This is a genomic window from Micromonospora chalcea (assembly GCF_002926165.1).
In the GTDB taxonomy this organism is placed as follows: Bacteria; Actinomycetota; Actinomycetes; order Mycobacteriales; family Micromonosporaceae; genus Micromonospora; species Micromonospora chalcea.
In genome coordinates this window covers 163700-184319 of sequence record NZ_MAGP01000093.1, presented here as the reverse complement: position 1 = coordinate 184319, position 20620 = coordinate 163700, and the positions used below count along the sequence as shown (strand labels likewise).

The window sequence follows — 20620 nt, the reverse complement described above, 5'->3', positions numbered from 1 at the left end:
CCTCCCCGCGACCTGACCTCCCCCGGCCCTCCCACCTCCTCAGGAGTTGTCGTGACCGACCAGTCCTCCCCGACCTCGCCCACGGCGGCACTGCCCGTGCCCGCCGACTTCGTCCACCGCGCCGGCGTCGCGCTCGTCACCGGCGGCACCGGCGGTCTCGGCCGGGTCATCGCCCGCGAGCTGGCGCGCCGAGGGTCGGCGGTGGCGATCACCTACCGCAGCGACGCCGACGCCGCCCGGCAGGTGCTCGACGAACTGCCGCCCGTCGCGTCCGGCACGCACTCGGCGCACCACCTCGATCTCACCGACGCCGAGGCCACCGCCGCGCTCGTGGCGCAGCTCACCGGACGCGGACCGCTGCACACGGTCGTGCACGCGGCCGGGCCGCACGTGCCCATGCGGCACCTGTCCACAGTGCGCCCCGAGCAGTTCGCCACGCAGGTCGCAAACGACACGACCGCCTTCTTCACGCTGGTCTCGGCCTGTCTCCCGGCCCTGCGGCAGAGCCGTGGCAACGTCGTGGCGATCACGACCGCGGCGACGACGCGCTATCCCGCCCGGGACGGCCTGTCCGCCGCGCCGAAGGCGGCGCTCGAGGCGCTCGTACGGGCCTTCGCCAACGAGGAGGGCCGCTTCGGCATCCGGTTCAACTGCGTCGGGCCGGGCATGCTCACCGACGGGATGGCCGAGCGGCTGATCTCCTCGGGGGACCTCGACGAGCGCGCCCTGGCCGTCGCCCGGTCCTCGACTCCACTGCGGCGGTTCGGCAGTGCCCTCGACATCGCCGAGGCCGCCTGCTTCCTGGCCAGCGACCGGGCCGGCTTCATCTCCGGGCAGAAGCTCGACGTCGACGGAGGCTTCGGTGTCTGAGCCGTCGCGGTCCCTCCCGGTCGAGCTGGACGCGCTGCTCGCCGAGCGGGCCGTCGAACGGGCCCTGCTGCGCTATGCACGCGGGATCGACCGGATGGACCGGGACCTGGCCGCGAGCGCCTTCCACCCGGACGCCCGGATCACCCTCGGCGGGACCACCGCCGACCGGGACACGATGCTGGACACGGTCTTCGCGCTCGTGGCGCGGCGCACCATGACGATGCACTACCTGACGAACATCCTGGTCGAACTCGACCCGGCCGACCCGGACCGCGCCCGGGCCGAGACGTACGGCATCGCGTTGCAGCGCAGCACGTCCGAGCCGCCACGCGGCAACATCATCAGCGGGTTCCGCTACGTCGACCTGGTCACCCGGCGCGCGGGCGAGTGGCGCGTGCAGGAACGCCGCACCGTCTCGGAGTGGCAGCGGGTCGACGACCTCGCCGGCCAGTGGCCGATCCCCGAGGCGGCACTGCGGGGAGCCCGCGACGCCTCCGACCCGATCAGCAGCCCGTGGCCGCCCGGCGGCCCGGCTGCGGAGGCCGGGCCGGACCCGGTCGGCGAGCCCGGGCGCCCCCGTGAGTGACCCGCGGCCCGGGACCGCCGCCGACGCGCCGCGGCTCGGCTTCCGTACGGGCGACGTCGTCGTCGTGACCGGGGCCGGCAGCGGGATCGGAGCGGCGACCGCGGTAGCAGCGGCCGCCCAGGGACTCGTGGTGTCCGCCTGGGACCTCGACGCCGCCGCACTCACGGCGGTGAGCGCCGCCGTCCGCGCGGCGGGCGGGGTGATCGACCCCCACGTGGTCGACGTCGCCGACGCCTCGGCCGTGCGCGCGGCCCTCGCCGCGACTTGCTCGGCGTACGGGCCGGTGCGCCACCTCGTCAACAACGCCGGCCCGTCCTCGGCGACCGAACTCGACTTCGACCACGCCGTACGGCTGTGTGTCGGCAGCGTACGGTCGGTGACCCGGGCCTGGCTCGAACAGGCCCCGCCCGGGGCGACCCTCGTGAACACCGCCTCGGTCGCCGGCACGGTCGTGGGCACCGCCTGCGACTGGTACAGCGCGGCGAAGGCAGCGATCGTCGGCTACACCCGGCACCTGGCCGCGCACCGGGCCGACGTCGTACGGGCCAACGCGGTCGCACCCGGCATGGTGGACACCCCGAGGTTGCGGGGCTTCGCCGAGTCCCCGACGGGGCAGTCCGTGCTGGCCCGGGTGCCGAGCCACCGGATGGCCACACCGGACGAGATCGCCTGGCCGATCCTCTTCCTGCTCTCGCCGCTGGCCTCGTACGTCAACGGGGCGGTGCTCGTCGTCGACGGCGGGTGGACCGTCACGCAGTGAACGCGGCCGGTCAGCTCGGGTCGGTGCCCGGGCCGCCAAGCATCGCCCGCATCCCGCCGTGGTTGCCGGCGACGAGGGCGGCCCGGTCCGGTCCGGAGCGCCGCGCGGCGACCTCGGCCTGCTGGCGCACCACGTGCACCGGGCCTGCGCCCAGGGCCGCCAGCCCCTCGGCGGCGACGTCGGCCGGGTCGGCCGCGCCGGTCAGGTCGAGGCCGGCGCGCGCCATGGCGGGGGTGGCAGTGAGCCCGAGCACCAGGTGCAGCACGTCGACACCGACCTGCCGCAGCTCGAGCCAGAGGCCCTCGGTGAAGATCCGGGTGAAGGCCTTGGCGGCGGCGTAGACGCCGATGTCGGCGTGGCCGAGGTAGCCGGCCGAGGAGCCGACGACGAGGATGCCGCCGCGGCCGCGTGCGGCGAGCCGGGCGCCGAGCTCCCGGCAGAGTTCGAGCGGGCGGGTCACGTTGAGATCGATGACGGCCCGGACCCGGGCGAGGTCCGCCTCGACGAAGCGGCTGCGGTAGGTGTTCGCGCCCGCGTTGAGGACGAGCAGGCCGAGGTCGAGGTCGGCGACGGCCTCGACGATCCGGGCGGTCGCGTCCGCGTCGAGCAGGTCCAGGGCGAGCACGCGGCACGGGACCCCGTGCGCCCGGACCCGGTCGGCGGTCTCCCCGAGCGGCGCGGGCTTGCGGGCGACGAGCACGATGCCCAGGCCGGCCCGGGCCAGCTGCTCGGCGAACGCGGCGCCGACCCCCTCGGAACCGCCGATGACCAGGGCCCAGGGCCCGTAGCGCTCGAACAGTCCGGCGGTGGCCTCGCTCATGCCACGCGGTCCGTCGCCGTGGCGGGCTCGTCGAACCAGTCCCACTCCCAGGGTGTGATGGTGGCCAGGGGCCCGGTGAACAGCGGGGTGGCCGTGCCGGCGAGCGCCGTGGGCGGGGCCGCCGGCGGGTCCGCGGCCAGGGCCCGCGCGAACTCGACCGGGTCGGCTTCGAGGTAGGTGAGCCGGATCCGCACGACGGGTCCGTCGGGGCGGCTGCGGCTCGGGGCGCTGCGGAAGGTCCACACGCCCGCGACGCCGTCGCGCGCGAGCAGGTCGGGCACCTGGGTCTCGTGCTCGAACCGGGACAGGTCGGCCACGTCCGGGCGCTGGGACGTCTCGACCCGGCTCACCTCGACGTACACGCCGCGGTGGGGCCGGAACGGCAGCGCGGCGAGGGTGACCAGGGCCCGGGGGGCGACGTGGCCCTGGACGGGCCGGAACATCCGGGTCATCGGCCGTTCGGTCCAGGCCAGCTCCGGACGCCGGCCCTGGTGGATCGCCCGGTCGCCGAGGTCCGTCCACTCGGCGACCGCGTCCGCGGCCGGCTCGGCGAACCAGTACATCGCCATGTACTGGCTGCCGGCGAGGGCGGGATCGGGGTAGCTGCCGAGCCGCTCGCACGCGGGCGTACGCACCCAGCGGTCGCCGTGCACGACCCCGGGCAGGGCGAGGTTCTCGGGGCGGTGGTCGAGCTGATGCCACGCGTTGTAGTCGCGATGGCGGGCAGGGTCGGTCACCTTCGGAAACGAGAAGAAGGCTCGGGTGGCTGTCGCTGGGGTGCTGGGGAGCATCTCGGCCCTCTTCGCGGGTCGGGGCGCTGGTGACGCACGATCGGTCCGGTGTCGCCGCCGGGGCGCGGCCGGTGTTTCGAGCCTTGACCCTAGGGCAGCGCCGGCCATATGGTCAAGCAAGCGCTTGGTTGACACCGTTGTCCGCAAGAGGAGCCCCATGACCGGCAGTGACGCGGATTTCCGCGCCCGACTCGACGCTCTGATCGGCCTCACCGACCCGCCCCGCCGGGCCAAGGACGCGATCACCGAAGCAGCCATCCGCGTCTGGTGCGACGCCGTCGGCGACGAGAACCCCGCGTACCAGGACCCCCGGTGGGCCGCCCGCTCCGTCTGGGGCGGCATCGTGGCCCCGGCGACCTCGCTGAACATGTGGACCCTGCCGGGCAACAGGCGCGCTCACCGCCACGCCGAGAGCCTCGACCGGGTCAACGAGGTCCTCGCCACGCGCGGGTTCACCTCGGTGGCCGCGGTGCAGACGGAGCACACCTACGTACGCCCGCTGCGCCCCGGCGACCACCTGGAGCAGTTCCCCTCCATCGGCGCGGTATCCCCCGAGAAGTCCACCCGGCTCGGCCGGGGCCACTTCGTCGACCTCGTCAGCGACTACCGCACCGTCGAGGGCGAGCCGGTCGGCCGCGTCGTCCTGCGGATGCTCCGCTGGAACCCGGCGACCCGGACCGAGGGCCCGGCGACATCAGGGGACCGCCTCGCCCGCCCGGTACGCCCGGCCGCCGCCCCGGTCGACCTGCCGCCGGCCGGCACCACCGGCACCCTGACCGCGCACCTGCAACCCGGCTACGCCGCCGCCCCCCTCGACGAGCGCCCCTACCTCGTCGGCAGCGCCGAACTCGCCGACGGGACCCGCTTCACCGGGGACGTCGCGTACCTGCGCCCCGACCTCGTGCACGACGGCATGCCGGTCGTCGTGGCGCACCGGCGCACCCGCGACGGTGCGATCCTGCCGGTGCTCACCGCCCCCCGGCCGCAACGCCGCACGAGCACCCGCACCGGGGCCGAGGTGAGCATCGGGCAACGTCTCGCCCCCTGGCCGATCCCCGTCACCCAGCTGTCCATCGCGGCGCTGGCGACCGCGACCTTCGACTTCAACGACGTGCACCTCGACCGCGACGCGGCCCTCGAACGGGGCGCCCGCGACGTCTACATGAACATCCTCGGCTCCAGCGCGCTGGTCAACTGCTACCTCACCGACTGGGCCGGACCGGAGGCTCGCGTCGTCGACTTCCGCACCCGCCTCGCCGCGCAGAACCACCCCGGCGACACCTGCACGCTCGACGGCGTCGTCACCGGCCTGAATCCGGCGGACGGGGGAACGCACGTCACCGTCGACGTCCGCGGCACCAACAGCCTCGGCGACCACGTCATCGCCTCCGCCACCATCGCCCTGCCCTGAGAGGAATCGCGTGCTCGCCAGCTACGTCGTCGACTCCGGCTCCCCCGACAGCCTGCGCCTCGGCCAACTCGACGCCCCGGCGCCCGGCCCCGGTCACGTGCTCGTGCGGGTCCAGGCGGCAAGCCTGGACCGGGTCGACACCTACATCCGTCGCGGCACCCACGGGATGGCGGTCACCGGCCCGACCATCCTCGGCCGGGACGTCGCCGGCACCGTCGTGCGGACCGGTCCGGGCGTCACCGGCTTCACCGCCGGCGACGCGGTCGTCGGGCTGACCACCGGCGCCCACGCCGAGTACGCCGTCGTCCCGGCCACGCACTGCTTCCCGCGACCGGCCGCGCTCGACGCCGTCCACGCCGCGGCGGTGCCCACCGCCGGACGCACCGCCTACGACGCGGTCGTCAACCTCGCCGGCGTCCTCCCCGGCGACCGGGTCCTCGTCGTCGCCGCCGCGGGCGCGGTCGGCACCTTCGCCGTCCAGTACGCCCACCACCTGGGCGCGCGCGTCTTCGGCACCAGCGCCCCGGCGAAGGCCGACGCGGTACGCGCCCTCGGCGCGCTCGACGTCGTGGACCACTACCGCCCCGACGTCGTCGAGTCCCTGCGTGCCGCGCTGCCCGGCGGCGAGGTGGACGTCATCGTCGAGTCGGTCGGCGGCACCCTCTGGTCCGACGTGCTCAAGGTCCTCGCCCCCGGCGGCCGGCTGGTCACCTGCGGCGTCACCGCCGACAGCCACGCCCACCTGCACCTGGGTCGCCTCATGGTCAAGGGCTGGACGCTGCGCGGCATCGGCCGGCCCGGGCCCGAGGCGGTGGCCGGCCAGCTACGCGAGGCGCTCACCCTCTCGGCCGTGACCGCCGCCCCCGCGATCGCCGCGACGTACCCGCTCGAGCAGGCCACTGTCGCGCACGACCGGCTGGAGGCGTCCGAGTTCGTCGGGCGGATCGTCCTCACCACCGGCTGAGCCGCTCAGGCGAGCGGCTCCCCCGAGACGGCGGTCAGGACGACGAGCGGGATCTGCCGCCCGAAGCCGGCGGCCCGTTCGGCGTAGCGTCCCACGTTCGGCTTGCGCGCCACGACGTGCGCGAACAGCTCCGGGTCGCGCTCGCCGTCGGTCACCCGCGCCCGCACCGGGACCGTCCTGCGCCGCAGGACGATCCAGCACAGTTCGTGATGACGCGCGTTGACCACCCAGGCGGGGTCCTTGGGGCCGCCGCCCTTGGAGCCGACGACCACCAGATCCTTCCCGTACGGCACGTAGGGCAGCGCCGCGTCGCGCAGTTCCCCGGAGCGACGGCCCACAGTCGTCAGCAGCAGCGTCGGGTGGTACGGGAACCTGCCCGCCAGCGCGTACTGCAACGACACGAGCGAGAACCCGGTCCGTCGCACGAGAAAGCGGTCGAACGCCATCCCGCGCGGTCCGCGGATGACGATCAGCCACGACCGGCCGTACGAGGCGAACGACCTCGTCTCCGCGCCGATCCGTCGGCTCATCGCGCACGCGCCAGCAGCGGGGACAGCGTCTCGGCGACGTCGGCGACGTCGTCGATGCCCCGGACCACCTCGACGAGCCGCTCCTGCGCGCCCGCGTCGAGGATCCCGTCGCAGAACGAGGCCAGCTTGCCGGCCACGAAGTCCCAGTCCGCCCGCGTCGTGTCGTCCCACGGGTCGCCCTGGGCGAAGTCCGACTCGACCACGTACTCCCGGCCACCGGCCCGGATCGTCAGCGCGCCCCGCGTCCGGCGGATCTGGCCGCCCGGGTGTTCCCTGAGGTCGGCCTCCCACTCCGCGTCCAGCACCGGGTCGGGCGCCGTCGTGATCCGGCGCGCCAGGTCCCACACCGCCGGGTCGGCCAGCCGCTCGGGGTCGTACCACTGCGGTCCCGGGGCGTGCCCGAGCAGCGCCAGCGCCGCGGCGTACGGCATGTTGAAGGCGCCGTCCAGCGGCGCGACGGCGGTGTCCGGGATCCGCGGGGCCGGCTCCCGGAACTGCAACGTCCGGTAGGCCGCCGGGCTCAGCCGGATCTCCATGGACTCGATCTGCGACACCGGCACCCCGTGGGTGCCCGGGAACGCGCGGATCGCGTCGAGCGCCGCGTGGGTGAAACGGCACGTCGGGTACGGCTTGAGCGACGTCTCGGTGATCCACCACTTCGACCCCAGGCCGGCGACCATCTCGTGCCGCTCGCCGCCGAGGAAGCCCATCGCCTCGATGAAGCCCGGGGTGCGGTCCAGCACGTCCAGGTCGCCGGTGTAGCCCTCCTCGGCCAGCGCCGCGCCGAGCATCCCGGCGTGCGCGATCGCGCCGTACGGGCCGTACTTGAACGCGTTGAACGAGCGCCGCTCGGCCATGTAGGAGTTCTTCGCCGGCGGGGCCAGCCAGGCGACCAGGCCGAGCGCGTGGGTCAGCCGCTCCGGCTCCCAGCCGCCGACGACAGCGCACGCCGCGGCCGCGCCCATCGAGGCGTACCCGTGCGACGACAGCGGCGACCAGCGGAACTGGCCGTCCTCGAAGGCCATGAGCGAGGTCGACAGGTTCAGCCGCGCGTTGATCTCGAACGCGATGATGCTCGCGCGCAGCAGGCTCGCCCCGTCGGCGTGCAGCCGCTCGGCCTCCGCCAGACCGGCCCCGGCGCCGAACACCGCGAAGTGCGCCGAGTTGAAGAACGTGTCGTCGGCGTCCAGCGCGTTCATCATGTCCGCGTTGGCGTGCGCGGCGTTGATCGCCGCGACCCGCTGCTCCAGCCCGAACACGGTCGCCTCGGCCGGGCCGCCGAACCGGGCGGCGACCCGCTGGACCATGCGGCTGCGCCGCAACCGCACCGCCGCCAGCCCGCAGACGAGCGAGTCGAGCAGGACGAGCCGGCCGTAGTCGCGTACCGACTCGGGGATCTCCTCGTCGCGCGTGGTCGCGAACCGCGCCAGCAGTTGCGTCCGGGTCGGTTCCGTCGTACCGGTCACCGTTCAGCCCACCCTTCCGGGCGCGACGAGCCGGTTGCCCTGCGCGTCGCGCGGCAGCGGCACGGGGATCGCCGCGAGCAGCTTCTTCGTGTACTCCTGCCGCGGGTTGGCGAAGATCTGGTCCGTGGTGTCCGTCTCCACCACCTCACCTGCGGCCATCACCATGACCCGGTCGGCGATGACCTCGACGAGGGCCAAGTCGTGACAGACGAACAGGTACGCCAGACCCAGCTCCTCCTGCAGGTCCCGGAGCAGGTTGAGCACCTGCGCCCGGACCGACACGTCGAGCGCCGCGACCGGCTCGTCGCACACGATGAGGCTCGGCTTCATCGTCAGCGCCCGGGCGATCGCGACCCGCTGCAACTGCCCGCCGGACAGCTCGGCCGGGTACCGCTCCAGGTAGCGCGAGCCGATGCCGACCTTGTCGAGCAGCTCGACGGCCTCCTTCTCGCGGGTGGCCCGGTCCTTGTCGGTGTGCACGAGGAGAGGCTCGGCGACCGCGTCCCTGATCGTCATCCGCGGGTCGAGCGAGCTGTACGGATCCTGGAAGATCATCTGCATCCGCTGGCGCAGCGCGCGCAGTTGCTTCGGCTTCGTGGCCAGTACGTCGATCCCGTCGAAGGTCACCGAGCCGGAGTCCGGCTCGATGAGGCGCAGCACCATGCGCCCGACCGTCGACTTGCCCGCGCCGGACTCGCCGACGACGGCGAGGCACTCGCCGCGCTCCAGGGTGAAGCTCACCCCCTTGACCGCGTTCAACCATTTCGTACGCCGGCCGAGCCAGTCCCGGCCGGCGCTGAACGACTTCGTGAGGTTCTCGACTTCGAGCAGGCTCATCAGACCGTCACTCCATCCAGAGAGAGCTCCGCGGCCCGCACGCACCGCGCATGGTGCTCGGCGGCGCCGTCGAGACGGACCAGGCCGGGGTGGGCCACGTCGCACCGGCCCGGCACGGCGAACTCGCACCGGCTGCTGAACCGGCACCCGTGCGGCCAGGCGCCCGGCGCCGGGATGCCACCGGGGATCGCGCGCAACCGCCGGTCGGTGCTCAGGCCCGGCTTCGGGATCGAGCCGATCAGGCCGGACGTGTAGGGGTGCCGCGGGTGGAAGAACAACTGCTCCGAGGGCGCGTTCTCGGCCACCTCGCCGGCGTACATGACCACGACGTCCCGGCACAGCTCAGCCACCACCGCGAGGTCGTGGCTGACGAACAGCAGCGCCACCCCGGTCTGCTCCTGCAGGTCGCGCAGCAGTTCGAGGATCCGTTCCTGCACCGTCACGTCGAGCGCCGTCGTCGGCTCGTCGGCGATGAGCAGGCGCGGGTTGCACGCCATGACCATCGCGATCATGACGCGCTGGCACATGCCGCCGGAGAACGCGTGCGGGTAGTCGTCGATCCGCTGCGCCGCCCGCGGGATCTGCACCATGTCGAGCATCTCGACGGCACGGGCCCGGGCTTGCTTGCGGTTCATGCCCAGGTGCTTGCGCACCGACTCGGCGATCTGGTCCCCGACGGTGTACGCCGGGTTGAGGCTGCGGATCGGCTGCTGGAAGATCATGCCCATGCCCGGGCCGCGCAGGTCCCGCCACTGCTTCTGGGTGCCCGCGGTGAGATCCACGCCGTCGAAGACGATCCGGCCCGAGGCGATCCGTCCTCCGGTCGCCCCGGTCAGGCCCATCACCGCGATGGAGGTCACCGTCTTGCCCGACCCGGACTCGCCGACCAGGGCCATCGAACCGCCCGGCTTGAGCGAGAACGAGACGTCCTGGACGGTCGTCTGCCAGCCGCCCGAGGGCGAGGGGAACTCGACGCTCAGGTTCTCCACGCGCAGCAGGTCCGCCGTTCCGCCGGTGGCGTCGGTCCTGGTGCCGGCGGGCGCCGTTTCACGTGCCATGTCAGCTCCTGGTGGTTGCCGGACGGTCAGTTGCCCGAGCGGGTGCGCACGAGGGCGCGACGGACGCCGTCACCGACGTAGGTGAAGGCGAGGACGGCGAGGAAGATCATCACGCCGGGCGGCCACACGAGGTACGGCGCGAGGCGCATGTTCGACGAGGCGGTCGAGAGCATCGAGCCCCAGCTGGCCGCGGGGGCCTGGACGCCCAGCCCGAGGAAGCTCAGGCTCGCCTCGGCCGCGACGGCGGTACCAAGCGACACCGAGATGACGAGGATGATCGGCGGCAGCACGTTGGGCAGCACGTGCCGCACCGCGATCCGCAGGGTGCTGCAGCCCAGGGCGATCGAGGCCTCGATGTAGGTCTCGTGCCGCACGTCCATCGTGCCGGCGCGGGCCACCCGGAAGAAGCGCGGGGCCATGACCAGGCCGATGGCGAGCATCGCGTTGGTGATGCCGGCGCCGAGGACCGCGACGATGGTGATGGCCAGCACGAGCGACGGGGCGCTCATCAGCGCGTCCATGATCCGGGTCAGGATCGCGTCCACCCAGCCGCCGCGGTAGCCCGCGATCATGCCGAGCGGCAGGCCGAGCACGAGCGCGACGGCCGCGGCCTGCAGCGCCGCCCACAGCGAGACCCGCGCGCCGAAGATGAGCCGGCTCAGCACGTCCCGGCCGTAGTCGTCGGTCCCCAGCCAGTGCTCGGCGTTCGGCGGCCGGAGCCGCAGCAACAGGTTCTGCACGTCGGGGTCGTACGGCGCCAGGGCCGGGGCGAAGATCGCGATGAAGGTCAGCACGAGCAGGAAGACGCCGGCCGCGATCGTCGCGGGGCGGCGCACGATGCTCTTGAGGATGCCGGGGGCGGCGACCGGCTCCGGTTCGCCCGTGCCGATGGCCGCCGCCGGCACCTCGGCGAGGCCCGAGTCGTTCCCCGGCGCCGGAGCCGAGGGGGTCTGGTTGGCGCTCATGACCGCACCTTCGGGTTGAAGTAGCCGTAGGAGATGTCGACGATGAGGTTGACGAGCACGACGACAGTCGTGCTGAACAGGACGAAGCCGAGCAGCACCGGGATGTCACGGCCCTGCACCGCCTCGATCGCGGTACGACCGAGGCCGGGCATGTTGTAGATCATCTCGATGGTCACCGACCCGGCGAGGACCTCCGCGACGCGGAAGCCGAGGACGGTGACGACGGGGATGCACGCGTTCTTCAGGGAGTGCTTGAACACCACGCTGGATCGCGACAGTCCCTTGGCCTCGGCGTTGAGGACGTAGTCGGACTTCATGACCTGCCCGAGCGCCGAGCGGAGTTGCAGGGTCACCTCGGCCGCGGGTAGCAGGCCGAGGGCGATGCCCGGCAGGACGAGGTGCGACAGCCACGGCCAGAAGCCGTCGGCCAGCGGCTGGTAGCCGAACGCCGGAAACATCTGCAGGCCCACCGCGAAGACCGAGGCGAGCACGAGGCCGAACCAGAAGCCCGGGATGGCGATCGCGATCGAGGCGAGCCCGTTGACGAACCGGTCGACGATGCCACCGGAGCGCAGCGTGGCCACGAGGGCGAGGGTGGCCCCGAGCACGACGGCGAAGATCATCGCGACGAGCACCAGCGACATCGTCGTGGCCATTCGCCGCGTCAGCAGCTCGATGACTGTCTGATCGGACAGGAAGGACGTGCCGAGGTCGCCGCGCAGGACGTCACCGACCCACATGGCGTAGCGCACCAGGACCGGAGCGTTGAGGTTGAGTTCCTCGCGGATCGCCTCGACACGTTCCGGGGTCGGCTCGTCGCCGGCCAGGACGACGGCCGGGTCGCCCGGAGCGAGTTCGATCAGGGCGAAGACGAGCAGCGGGACGACGAACAGCAGGGGTATTGCCGCGAGCAAGCGCCTGCTGGCGTAGCGGATCATGTCCTACCTCGACTCTGAGCGTGTGCCTGGGACTGCGCCTCGCACGGCCTGGTGCCGGCAAGGCCGGTGGTGTCGCCGCCGGCCCCCGCCGCAGCGGGTGGTCCGGCGGCGACGCCACCGGTGGTCAGGAGCGACCGGTTACTTCTTGACGGCGATGTGGCGCAGGTCCCAGATGCCGATGTTCGACATCGGGATGTTGTCGGTGCCGACGATGTTCGCCTTCGAGACGTTCGCGTTGGTCTGGTTGCACAGCGGCACGAACCAGGCCTGCTCGAGCGTCGTCTTCCAGATGTCCTGGTACAACGGGGCCCGCTTGTCCATCGGCAGCGTGGGGTTGGCGGCCTCGGCCGCCTTGCCCGCGATGAGCGAGGGGTCCGCGGCGAGCTTGTACGTGTTCAGCATGTAGGTGTTCACCGTCGCCGCCGGGTCGGCCTTCGGGCTCCACGACGTGCCGACCATCAGCTCGAAGTCGCCGGCGATGAAGCGCGGCTCGTTCTCGGTGTTGGGCACGGGGTTGAGCGTCGCGTCGACGCCGGCGGCCCGCAGGGACGCCTGCACGACGTTTGCCGGCTGCTCGGCGTTCGTGCCCGCGGCGAAGGTGACCGACACCTTGGCGCCGCCGGCCTGCTGCACGAGGGCCTTGGCCTTGTCCACGCTGAACTCGTACGGGTAGGTGTAGCTCGGGATGCGGCTCGGGTCCGTCTCCGGCACGACCTGGCGGGTCGGCGTGCAGTAGCCGCTGAAGAGCGCGCTGATCGCCTCCGGGTCGACCGCGTGGGCGATCGCCTGGCGGACCTCCGGCTTGACGAGGTCGCCCTTGTTGGCGCGCAGGTAGATGCCGACGACGTTCTTGAACTTCACCTGGTGCTGCTGGAGACCGCTGCCCGGGGTGACGATCTTCTCCACCGTGGCGATCTCGCCGGCCGAGCTGAGCGGGGCCAGGTCGACCTGGCCGCTCTGCAGGCCGTTGAGGCGGGCGGCGGCGTCGGGCACGCGCTGCAGCTCGATGCCGCCGAGACGGCCGACGTTCGGGTCCCAGTAGTTGTCGGCCCGCTTGAGGACGAGCTTCTCCTGGGGGACGAGCTGGGTGGCGATGTACGGGCCGGACCCGGCGGTGCCGGGATTGTTCTTGATGTCGGCGCCGTCCTTGATCGCCTTCGGGCTGACCATCATGCCGGCCGTGCCGGTGAAGGACGCGGGCAGCTGGACGCCCTTGCCCTTGACCAGCTTGAGGCGCGCGGTCGTCGCGTCGACGACCTCGACCGACTCGATGTCGGCGAGGTCGCTCTTGAGGGTCGAGCCCTCGAGCGTCTTGCCGCGCTCGATGTTGACCTTGACGGCCTCGGCGTCGAACGGGGTGCCGTCGTGGAACTTCACGTCGTCCCGGAGCTTGAGTTCCAGGACGCTGCCGTCCTCGACGAAGTTCCACTCCTTGGCCAGGCCCGGGACGATCTTGTCGTCCTTGTCCAGCATGGTCAGCCGGTCCCAGACGAGGAACAGGTAGCCCCACGCGCCGTAGCTCGTCTGCAGGGCCGGGTCGAGGTCGCGCAACGGACCCGCCGACGCGAACTTGAGCACTGCCGACGTGTCGATCTCGCCCTGCGCGGCGCTGCTGCCGCTGCCGGAGTTGTCCGGCGAGCTGCAGCCGGCCAGGGCGAGAGCCCCGATGCTGATCAACGCGACCACACGTTTGCGGGCCGTTATGGTGACGCCCATTCTCATCCTTCCTAAACACGAGCCGAGTCGTTCCGGCTGATCAGAGGTGGTGTTGTCCCTTCCGGCCGCTGCCGGGCGGGATCCGTGGGTCGCTGACGGCCTTCGGAGCTGTGGTGGTGGCCGGCGTCTCAGCCCTCCGCGGAGAGGATCAGTGCACTGGTGGGAACGCCGACGCCCGCCGTCACCAGGACGTTGCGGACGCCGTCGGGCTGGTTGGTCGAGGTGCCCCGGACGAGGCGGACGCCCTCCGCGACACCGTTCGTGCCGTGCAGGTAGGCCTCGCCGATCTGGCCGCCGTGGGTGTTCGTCGGCAGCGAGCCGGTGACCTCCAGATTGCCGTCGGCGATGAAGTCCTTGGCCTCACCGCGACCGCAGAAGCCGTACTCCTCGAGCTGGTTGAGCACGTACGGCGTGAAGTGGTCGTAGAGGATCGCCGCGTCCATGTCGGCGGGACCGAGCCCCGACTGGGCCCACAACTGCCGGGCGCAGAGCTCGACCTCGGGGATCCGGGTCAGGTCCTCGCGGTAGTAGCTGACCATCTGGTACTGGTCCGGTCCCAGGCCCTGGGCCGCGCCCCGGATGTAGACCGGGGTGACGGGCAGGTCCTTGGCGCGTTCGGCGCTGACGACGACCATCGCCTGGCCGCCGTCGGTCTCCTGGCAGCAGTCGAACAGGTGCAGCGGCTCGGCGATCCAGCGCGAGGCCTGGTGCTCCTCGAGCGTGAGCGGCTTGCCGTAGAACCACGCCCTGGGGTTGTTCGCGGCGTGCTTGCGGGCGAGCACCGCCACCCGGCCGTAGTCCTCGCTGGTCGCGCCGTACGTGTGCATGTAGCGGCGGGCGAACATCGCGGTGTGCTGGGCCGGGGTGAGCAGGCCGTACGGGTTGACCCAGGAGCGGTACTCGTTGTCCGAGGTGGCCTGGGTCTTCGCCGGCGGAGGTCCCTGCCCGAAGCGGACGCCGGAGCGCTCGTTGAAGGCGCGGTACGTCACGACGACGTCGGCGATCCCGCTCGCGACGGCCATGGCGGCCTGCTGGACGGGTGCGCAGGCGCCGCCGCCGCCGTAGGGGATCCGGGAGAAGAACTTCAGCTCGGGGATGCCCAGGCTGCGGGCGACCATGTTCTCCGGGTTGGTCTCCATGGTGAAGGTCGTCATGCCGTCGACGTCGGCGGGGCTCAGGCCCGCGTCGGCCAGGGCGGCCGAGACGGCCTCGACGGCGAGCTGCAGCTCGCTGCGGCCGGAGTTCTTCGAGAACTCCGTCGCGCCGATGCCGACGACAGCGGTGCGACCCGACAGGAAGGTGGACGTCACGTCACTGCTCCGATCCGCGGGGCAGGCGCACTGTCACCTCGGAGACGACGTGCCCGCCCTTGCTGTTCATGCCACGCACCGCGACGCGCACGGTGTCCTCCTCGACGCCGACGACCTCACCGGTCAGCCGCATCACGTCACCCGGGAAGTTCGGCACCCCGAGGCGGGTGCTCAGGCGCACCATGCGCGCGGCGGGGCCGGCCCAGTCGGTGACGTAGCGGCCGACGAGCCCGTTGGTGTGGTTGATGCTCATGTACGTGTCGGGGGTGCCGCGACGCTGGGCCTGGGCCGGGTCGTGGTGCACGTCCTCGTAGTCGCGGGTCGCGAGCGCGCCGGCGACGATGACGGTCCGGGTCAGCGGGATCTCCAGCTCCGGCAGCGTGTCGCCGGGGCTCACCTGCTCGATGGTGATCTGCGTGCTCACAGCTGCTCCCCCTCGCCCACGAGGTCCGCGAGCTGCTGCAGGTGCCAGGCTCCGGAGCCGGCGGTGTTGGCAAGCTGCGTGGTCCAGAGCATGTAACGGTGGATCGGATAGGTGACGTCGGCGCCCATGCCGCCGTGCACGTGCTGCACGGTGCGCGCGACGCGGTCGCCCGCCTCGGCGGCCCAGTACTTCGCGACGTGCACCGCCGCCCGGGACGGCCGCCCGGTCGTCTCGCGCCAGAGCGCGTTGAGGTAGGTGACCTCCATCGCCTCGGTGTCGATGTGGCAGTCGGCGAGCTGGTGGGCGACGGCCTGGAAGGTCGCGATCGGCACACCGAACTGCTCACGGCCCGAGGTGTAGTCGGCGGCCTGGCGTACGGCGGCCTGGCTGACGCCGCTCTGCAGAGCCGCCACCGCGGTCCAGACCTGGCGCAGCAGCCAGTCGAACCGGTCCTCCTCGGGGCCCTCGGCGAGCAGCGCCGCGGCGGCGTCCTCGAAGTGAACGTCGGAGGCGAGTCCACGGTCGGTGCGCTCGAACGTGTCCCGGCGTACCCCGGGTCCGGCGGTCGGCACGAGGTACAGCCCGACCGCACCCGCCTCGTCGGTGGCCGGGACGACGATCGCGTCGGCGAGGTGCGCCGAGCGGACGCCGACGGCGGTGCCGCTCAGGGTGACCCCGTCACCGCCGGGCTCGGCGCCGGACCGCACGCGGACGCGGGCGCCGTACGGCCGGGCGTCGGTCAGGTCGTCGACGGCCACGGTGAGGACCGTGTCTCCGGCGGCCACGCGGGGCAGCCACTCGGCCTGCTGCTTGGCGTTGCCGTAGCGCAGCAGCGGGAGGACGCCGCCGACGAGGGTCTCCCACAGCGGGACGGTGCCGAGCGTGCGGCCCTGTTCGACGAAGACCCCGGCGATCTCCCACAGGCCCAGCCCGGCGCCGCCGTGCTCCTCGGGCACGGGCAGCCCGAGGATGCCGGACTCGGCCAGGTCGCGGTACAGGACGCGGTCGAAGCGGTCCGGCCCGGCCTCGATGTCGAAGAGCCGCTGCGGGTCGCCGTTGCGCGAGAACACGTCGCGCGCCAGGTCGTTGACCGTGACCTGTTCCTCGGCGAGCTGGAAGTCCATCAGTTCCCTTCCTCTTCTGTGGGCTCCGATGCGGAGGTCGCGGCCCGGAAACGCGGCAGCGTGAGGTTCTCGTCGTAGTCGAGCCAGTCGACCTGCACGGGCATGCCGATCTCGACCTCGCCGGCGTCCCCGGCGAAGTCGGCGACCAGACGGGTGCCCTCTTCGAGGTCGACGAGCACGACGGTGAGCGGGTAGTCGTACCCGGGCGCCTTCGGGTGGTGGCTGACGACGTAGCTGTGCACGGTGCCCCGGCCGCTCGCCTCCACCTCGTGCCACGCGTACGAGTGGCAGGAGGGGCAGATCGGGCCGGGCGGGTGGCGCAGTGTGCCGCAGTCGGTGCAGGCCTGGATGACGAGGCGACGCTGCGCGGCGGCGGCGAACCAGAACGCGTTGTCGCGCAGGATGAACGGCTTGTGCCGCAGCGCCGGGTCGGCGGCGGCCGGCGCCGCGGGCTTGGCGCCGGACGGGTCGAAGCGCAGGATGCGGAAGCGCTGGCGGGCCACGACCTCGTCGTTCTGGTCGGTGTAGGTGCGCAGCGTCGTGATGAAGTGGCCGGTGCCCAGGCCGGTGGTCTTGCGCGGGGAGACGTCCTCGATGACAGTGGTCATCTTGATCTCGTCGCCCAGGCGCAGCTCGCGCACGTACTCGTGCTCGTCGTTCGTCGCGACGACCCCGACGAAGCCGGCGTCGGCGAGCAGCGCGAGCAGCCGGGCCATCGGGGTGTCCGGCGCGGCGCCCGCGGCGGCGGCCGTGTGGGCCTTGTAGCCGACCATGAGCCAGGTGGACAGCATCGGCGGCGGGGCGACGACGCCCTCGCGGCCGGTGTCCCGGGCGGCCCGGTCGTCGACGTAGACGGGGTTCTCGTCGCCCATCGCCTCGACGAAGTGCCGGATCATCGCCTGGTTGACGGCGTCCTGGGCGTAGCGGGTGGGCGTGGCCTCGAGGCCGACGAACTCGCGCAGACGGGCGAGGAAGGCGTCCTGGTCGGTGGCTTCGGAGGCGGGGGCCTGCGTCGTGGTGCTCATGCGGAACGCCCCTTCCTCGGCATGCCGAGACCGGCGACCGCGATCATGTCGCGCAGCACCTCGTTGGTGCCGCCGCCGAAGGTGTTGATGTAGGAGCCCCGGGTGTACGCCTCCAGCTGTCCGCCGAGGACGGCGCCCGGCGCGCCGGCGCGCCGGGTCGCGCGGGGACCGACGACGGAGACGAGGTTGCGGCAGACCCGGTCGTGGGTCTCCGTGCCGTAGACCTTGGCGACCGACGCGGCGGCGGGCGCCGGGTTCTGGCCCTCCCCCACGACGGCGATCTTCCAGTTGAGCAGGCGCATCGCGGTCAGCTCGGCGTAGTCGCGGGCCAGTTCCGTGCGCACCCACGGCTTGTCCAGGACGCGGTTGCCGTCGGCGTCGGGCTCGGCGGCCCACGCGGCGACGTCGGTCCACAGTTGCTCGGTGCGCCCGCCCATCGCGGCCAGGCCCACCCGCTCGTGACCGAGCTGGCCGGTGATGAGGCGCCAGCCGCCGTTGACCTCGCCGACGAGGGCTTCGGGGCCGACGCGTACGTCCTCGTAGTAGGAGGCGTTGGTGTGGGTGATGCCGCTGGTGGCGATCGGCGTGCAGCTGAAGCCCGGGTCCGACGTCGGCACGATGAGGATGGTGATGCCCTTGTGCTTCGGGGCGGCGGGGTCGGTGCGCACGGCCATCCAGACGAAGTCGGCCTGGCTGACACCGCTGGTGAACACCTTCTGGCCGTTGATGACCCAGCCACCGTCGGGCGTCGCCTCGGCCCGGGCGCTCAGCGAGGCGAGGTCGGTGCCGGAGCCCGGCTCGCTGTAGCCGATGGCGAAGATGACGTCGCCGGTCAGCATGCCCGGCAGGTAGGCGCGCTTCTGCTCCTCGGTGCCGTAGCGCATCAGCATCGGGCCGATGTTGTTGATGGTGACGAAGGGGAACGGCGCCTGGGCGCGGTTGATCTCGTCGAAGAGGATGTACTGGTCGATCGCCGGGCGGCCCTGGCCGCCGTACTCCGTGGGCCAGCCGAGTCCGAGCAGGCCGTCCTTGCCGATCTGGCGGATGATCTCGCGGTAGGCCGGGCGGTCCTCGTTGGTGCCGCCGAGCGCCTCGCGGACCTCGGGCGTGAGCAGGCGCGCGAAGTAGGCTCGCAGCTCCCTGCTCAGCTCTCGCTGCTCGGGCGTGTACTCCAGGTACATGGATGTTCCTCATTCTCGGGGCGTGGGCGCCAGTCGGTGTGCCGGGCGGGCCGGCAGGTCAGGTGGCCGGCAGGAGCGCGGCACGTCCGTTGTCGGCGAACTGCTTCTCGAGGTCCCGGACGTCCGCCTCGGTCAGCGGGCGGTACGCGGTGGACGCGCCGTCGCGGACCCAGACGGGGTCGGTCGTGACCCAGGCGGTACGGCGCAGGATCTGCTTGGCGACCTTGCCGTTGCCCGTGCTGGGGATCTGGTCGACGATCCGCACGAAGCGGGGCCGCCACTTGGTGCCGAGGTCGGCCTGCTCGTCGAGGAAGGCGGTGAACGCCTCGGGGTCGAAGGTGGCGCCGCTGCGCAGCTGGATCACGCACATGACCTGGTCGCCGGTACGCGGGTCGGGCACGGCGAAGACGGGGGCGACCGCCACCCGGTCCCAGCGCTCGATGATCCGCTCGGCGGGGCCGGCCGCGAAGTTCTCGCTGTCGACGCGGATCCAGTCCGAGGAGCGGCCGGCGAAGTAGAAGTAGCCGTCGGCGTCGCGGTAGGCCAGGTCCCCGGACCAGAAGTCCTCGCCGCGGACCCGCTCGGCGGCGGCCTCGGGGTTCTTGTAGTAGCCCTCGAACTTCGCCGCCATGCCGACGCCGACGAGCTGGCCGATGGCCTCGTCGGCGTTGAGCAGCCGCCCGGTCCCGTCGAGCCGGGCCGGCGGGCACTCCAGCCCGGTCTCCTCGTTCATGACCTTGATCTCGGCGCCGGCGACGGCCACACCGAGCGCCTCGGCGGGCGTCTCAGGGGTGCGGTTGATCCGCATGACGCCCTCGCTGGAGCCGTAGCCCTCGGAGATGACGACGCCGAAGCGCTCGGCGAAGCGGACGATGTCGGCGGCCGAGGCCTCGGTTCCGACGGCGCGCCGCAGCGTGCTCGTCGCGTCGCGGGGGTCGACCGGCCGGGCCAGGATGTAGGCCAGTGCCCGGCCGACGTAGTTGAAGTAGGTGACGCCGTGCTCGTGCACGTCGCGTACGAAGCCGGACGCGGAGAACCTGCGGACCATGCAGATCGTCGCGCCGCAGACCATGGCCGGGCCGAGATTGAGCATGACGGCGTTGCCGTGGAACAGCGGCATCGCCAGGTAGCTGACCGAGTCGCGGGTCAGCTCGGTGCGGGCCAGCAGCGCCTCGGAGACCGCGGCGAGGCGCCCGTGGGAGCAGATGACCGCCTTGGGGGCGCCGGTCGAGCCGGAGGAGAACATGAGCAGCAGGTTGGCGCGCGGGTCGACCTCGTCGGTGGGTACCGGCGCGCCGGCGTGCCGGGCCAGCCAGGCGGCGTACTCCGGGGAGTCGATGTTGCGCACCTGCCCGGCGGGGATGCCCAGGTCGAGCCCGTCGACGAGGCTGGCGAGGCGGTCCTCGGTGAGGAGCAGGTCGGTGTCGGTGTGCCGCACGTCGTGGGCCAGCTCGGCGCCACGCCGGGTCGGGTTGATCCCGACCACTGTGGCGCCGGCCAGCGCGGCGGCACAGATCCAGTACACGTAGTCGGGGGTGTTCTCCAGGAGTAGCCCGATGTGCAGTGGCCTGCCGTCGGGCCGGGGCACGTCGTCCAATGCCGCGGCCCGGTCGGCGGCCTCCTGCACGATCCGGCCCCAGGTGATGGTGCGGCCTTCGAAGAGCAGGCCGGGGTGGTCGTCGCCCGTGCGTGCCCGCACGATGTCGGCGAAGACGGCGGGTCCCGAGTTTCGGGCCACCGGGGCCTGAGTCGTCATTGACGTTTGCTCCGTCTCGTCCGTCGTCAAATGCGAATCACCAAACAAGCAAGCGCTTGGTCGAAGCGTAGAGTGAGGCTTGCCGCAG

Annotated in this window: 20 protein-coding genes; 5 read left to right on the top strand and 15 right to left on the bottom strand. The window is 72.4% G+C overall.

Annotated features, from left to right (window positions below; all coding sequences use genetic code 11):
- The first annotated feature begins 51 nt into the window (after positions 1-51).
- Genes BAW75_RS09855 through BAW75_RS09845 form a run of 3 tightly spaced genes read left to right on the top strand, consistent with a single transcriptional unit; the run spans position 52 to position 2216 of the window.
- Positions 52-870 (top strand): SDR family NAD(P)-dependent oxidoreductase, encoded by an 819-nt coding sequence (locus tag BAW75_RS09855; protein ID WP_208635221.1) that lies wholly within the window; start codon positions 52-54, stop codon positions 868-870.
- Positions 863-1456: a nuclear transport factor 2 family protein gene (locus tag BAW75_RS09850; RefSeq protein ID WP_167435551.1), complete on the top strand. Its 594-nt coding sequence runs from the start codon at positions 863-865 to the stop codon at positions 1454-1456. Before BAW75_RS09855 ends, BAW75_RS09850 begins: the two co-directional genes overlap by 8 nt.
- Positions 1449-2216 carry an SDR family NAD(P)-dependent oxidoreductase gene (locus BAW75_RS09845; protein WP_167435550.1) on the top strand — a complete coding sequence of 256 codons (768 nt, stop codon included), beginning with the start codon at positions 1449-1451 and terminating at the stop codon, positions 2214-2216. The genes BAW75_RS09850 and BAW75_RS09845 overlap by 8 nt, the downstream gene beginning before the upstream one ends.
- A 10-nt stretch (positions 2217-2226) precedes the next feature.
- Here BAW75_RS09845 and BAW75_RS09840 read toward each other — a convergent pair whose 3' ends face one another.
- Together BAW75_RS09840 and BAW75_RS09835 are read right to left on the bottom strand one after the other, a co-directional pair.
- Entirely contained in the window at positions 2227-3036 is an 810-nt protein-coding gene (locus BAW75_RS09840) for an SDR family NAD(P)-dependent oxidoreductase (RefSeq protein WP_104113356.1), read from the bottom strand.
- Positions 3033-3773 carry a hypothetical protein gene (locus BAW75_RS09835; protein ID WP_051611041.1) on the bottom strand — a complete coding sequence of 247 codons (741 nt, stop codon included), beginning with the start codon at positions 3771-3773 and terminating at the stop codon, positions 3033-3035. Before BAW75_RS09835 ends, BAW75_RS09840 begins: the two co-directional genes overlap by 4 nt.
- Before the next feature lie 211 nt (positions 3774-3984).
- On the opposite strand from BAW75_RS09835, the gene BAW75_RS09830 reads away from it, so the two are divergent.
- Together BAW75_RS09830 and BAW75_RS09825 are read left to right on the top strand one after the other, a co-directional pair.
- Positions 3985-5238 carry an FAS1-like dehydratase domain-containing protein gene (locus BAW75_RS09830; RefSeq protein ID WP_084789445.1) on the top strand — a complete coding sequence of 418 codons (1254 nt, stop codon included), beginning with the start codon at positions 3985-3987 and terminating at the stop codon, positions 5236-5238.
- A 10-nt stretch (positions 5239-5248) separates the two neighbouring features.
- Positions 5249-6202 carry a quinone oxidoreductase family protein gene (locus BAW75_RS09825; protein WP_104113355.1) on the top strand — a complete coding sequence of 318 codons (954 nt, stop codon included), beginning with the start codon at positions 5249-5251 and terminating at the stop codon, positions 6200-6202.
- Between the two features lie 5 nt (positions 6203-6207).
- On the opposite strand, the gene BAW75_RS09820 is transcribed toward BAW75_RS09825, so the two are convergent.
- The 13 genes from BAW75_RS09820 to BAW75_RS09760 form a co-directional block, all read right to left on the bottom strand.
- On the bottom strand, positions 6208-6732 hold the full coding sequence (locus BAW75_RS09820; protein WP_051611044.1) for a nitroreductase/quinone reductase family protein: 525 nt from the start codon (positions 6730-6732) through the stop codon (positions 6208-6210).
- A complete protein-coding gene (locus BAW75_RS09815) occupies positions 6729-8198 on the bottom strand; it encodes an MmgE/PrpD family protein (protein WP_104113354.1) in 1470 nt (489 codons plus the stop codon). The genes BAW75_RS09820 and BAW75_RS09815 overlap by 4 nt, the downstream gene beginning before the upstream one ends.
- 3 nt (positions 8199-8201) lie before the next feature.
- Positions 8202-9035, bottom strand: a complete 834-nt coding sequence (locus tag BAW75_RS09810; protein WP_051611046.1) for an ABC transporter ATP-binding protein — start codon at positions 9033-9035, stop codon at positions 8202-8204.
- A complete protein-coding gene (locus BAW75_RS09805; protein WP_064446347.1) occupies positions 9035-10093 on the bottom strand; it encodes an ABC transporter ATP-binding protein in 1059 nt (352 codons plus the stop codon). The genes BAW75_RS09810 and BAW75_RS09805 overlap by 1 nt, the downstream gene beginning before the upstream one ends.
- A 26-nt stretch (positions 10094-10119) precedes the next feature.
- Positions 10120-11058 (bottom strand): ABC transporter permease, encoded by a 939-nt coding sequence (locus tag BAW75_RS09800; protein WP_043324834.1) that lies wholly within the window; start codon positions 11056-11058, stop codon positions 10120-10122.
- Positions 11055-11996 carry an ABC transporter permease gene (locus BAW75_RS09795; protein ID WP_043324835.1) on the bottom strand — a complete coding sequence of 314 codons (942 nt, stop codon included), beginning with the start codon at positions 11994-11996 and terminating at the stop codon, positions 11055-11057. The genes BAW75_RS09800 and BAW75_RS09795 overlap by 4 nt, the downstream gene beginning before the upstream one ends.
- 138 nt (positions 11997-12134) lie before the next feature.
- Complete coding sequence (locus tag BAW75_RS09790) at positions 12135-13712, bottom strand: ABC transporter substrate-binding protein (protein ID WP_064446348.1); 1578 nt, start codon at positions 13710-13712, stop codon at positions 12135-12137.
- A 128-nt stretch (positions 13713-13840) separates the two neighbouring features.
- The gene (locus BAW75_RS09785) at positions 13841-15022 is read right to left on the bottom strand and encodes a lipid-transfer protein (protein ID WP_104113353.1); all 1182 of its coding nucleotides are present in this window, start codon (positions 15020-15022) and stop codon (positions 13841-13843) included.
- 1 nt (position 15023) lies between these two features.
- On the bottom strand, positions 15024-15446 hold the full coding sequence (locus tag BAW75_RS09780; RefSeq protein ID WP_223201125.1) for a MaoC/PaaZ C-terminal domain-containing protein: 423 nt from the start codon (positions 15444-15446) through the stop codon (positions 15024-15026).
- A complete protein-coding gene (locus tag BAW75_RS09775) occupies positions 15443-16570 on the bottom strand; it encodes an acyl-CoA dehydrogenase family protein (protein ID WP_104113352.1) in 1128 nt (375 codons plus the stop codon). Before BAW75_RS09775 ends, BAW75_RS09780 begins: the two co-directional genes overlap by 4 nt.
- Entirely contained in the window at positions 16570-17595 is a 1026-nt protein-coding gene (locus BAW75_RS09770) for a bifunctional MaoC family dehydratase N-terminal/OB-fold nucleic acid binding domain-containing protein (RefSeq protein ID WP_104113351.1), read from the bottom strand. The genes BAW75_RS09775 and BAW75_RS09770 overlap by 1 nt, the downstream gene beginning before the upstream one ends.
- Positions 17592-18776: an acyl-CoA dehydrogenase family protein gene (locus tag BAW75_RS09765; protein ID WP_104113350.1), complete on the bottom strand. Its 1185-nt coding sequence runs from the start codon at positions 18774-18776 to the stop codon at positions 17592-17594. Before BAW75_RS09765 ends, BAW75_RS09770 begins: the two co-directional genes overlap by 4 nt.
- Before the next feature lie 58 nt (positions 18777-18834).
- On the bottom strand, positions 18835-20532 hold the full coding sequence (locus BAW75_RS09760; protein ID WP_104113349.1) for an AMP-binding protein: 1698 nt from the start codon (positions 20530-20532) through the stop codon (positions 18835-18837).
- Between the last annotated feature and the right edge of the window lie 88 nt (positions 20533-20620).

Bases quoted from the DNA above. Each gene is read 5' to 3' on its own strand.
- BAW75_RS09805 (WP_064446347.1), bottom strand. From the start codon at position 10,093: ATGGCACGTGAAACGGCGCCCGCCGGCACCAGGACCGACGCCACCGGC.
- BAW75_RS09770 (WP_104113351.1), bottom strand. From the start codon at position 17,595: ATGAGCACCACGACGCAGGCCCCCGCCTCCGAAGCCACCGACCAGGAC.
- BAW75_RS09830 (WP_084789445.1), top strand. From the start codon at position 3,985: ATGACCGGCAGTGACGCGGATTTCCGCGCCCGACTCGACGCTCTGATC.
- BAW75_RS09820 (WP_051611044.1), bottom strand. From the start codon at position 6,732: ATGAGCCGACGGATCGGCGCGGAGACGAGGTCGTTCGCCTCGTACGGC.
- BAW75_RS09810 (WP_051611046.1), bottom strand. From the start codon at position 9,035: ATGAGCCTGCTCGAAGTCGAGAACCTCACGAAGTCGTTCAGCGCCGGC.
- BAW75_RS09800 (WP_043324834.1), bottom strand. From the start codon at position 11,058: ATGAGCGCCAACCAGACCCCCTCGGCTCCGGCGCCGGGGAACGACTCG.
- BAW75_RS09760 (WP_104113349.1), bottom strand. From the start codon at position 20,532: ATGACGACTCAGGCCCCGGTGGCCCGAAACTCGGGACCCGCCGTCTTC.
- BAW75_RS09790 (WP_064446348.1), bottom strand. From the start codon at position 13,712: ATGGGCGTCACCATAACGGCCCGCAAACGTGTGGTCGCGTTGATCAGC.
- BAW75_RS09840 (WP_104113356.1), bottom strand. From the start codon at position 3,036: ATGAGCGAGGCCACCGCCGGACTGTTCGAGCGCTACGGGCCCTGGGCC.
- BAW75_RS09765 (WP_104113350.1), bottom strand. From the start codon at position 18,776: ATGTACCTGGAGTACACGCCCGAGCAGCGAGAGCTGAGCAGGGAGCTG.
- BAW75_RS09775 (WP_104113352.1), bottom strand. From the start codon at position 16,570: ATGGACTTCCAGCTCGCCGAGGAACAGGTCACGGTCAACGACCTGGCG.
- BAW75_RS09795 (WP_043324835.1), bottom strand. From the start codon at position 11,996: ATGATCCGCTACGCCAGCAGGCGCTTGCTCGCGGCAATACCCCTGCTG.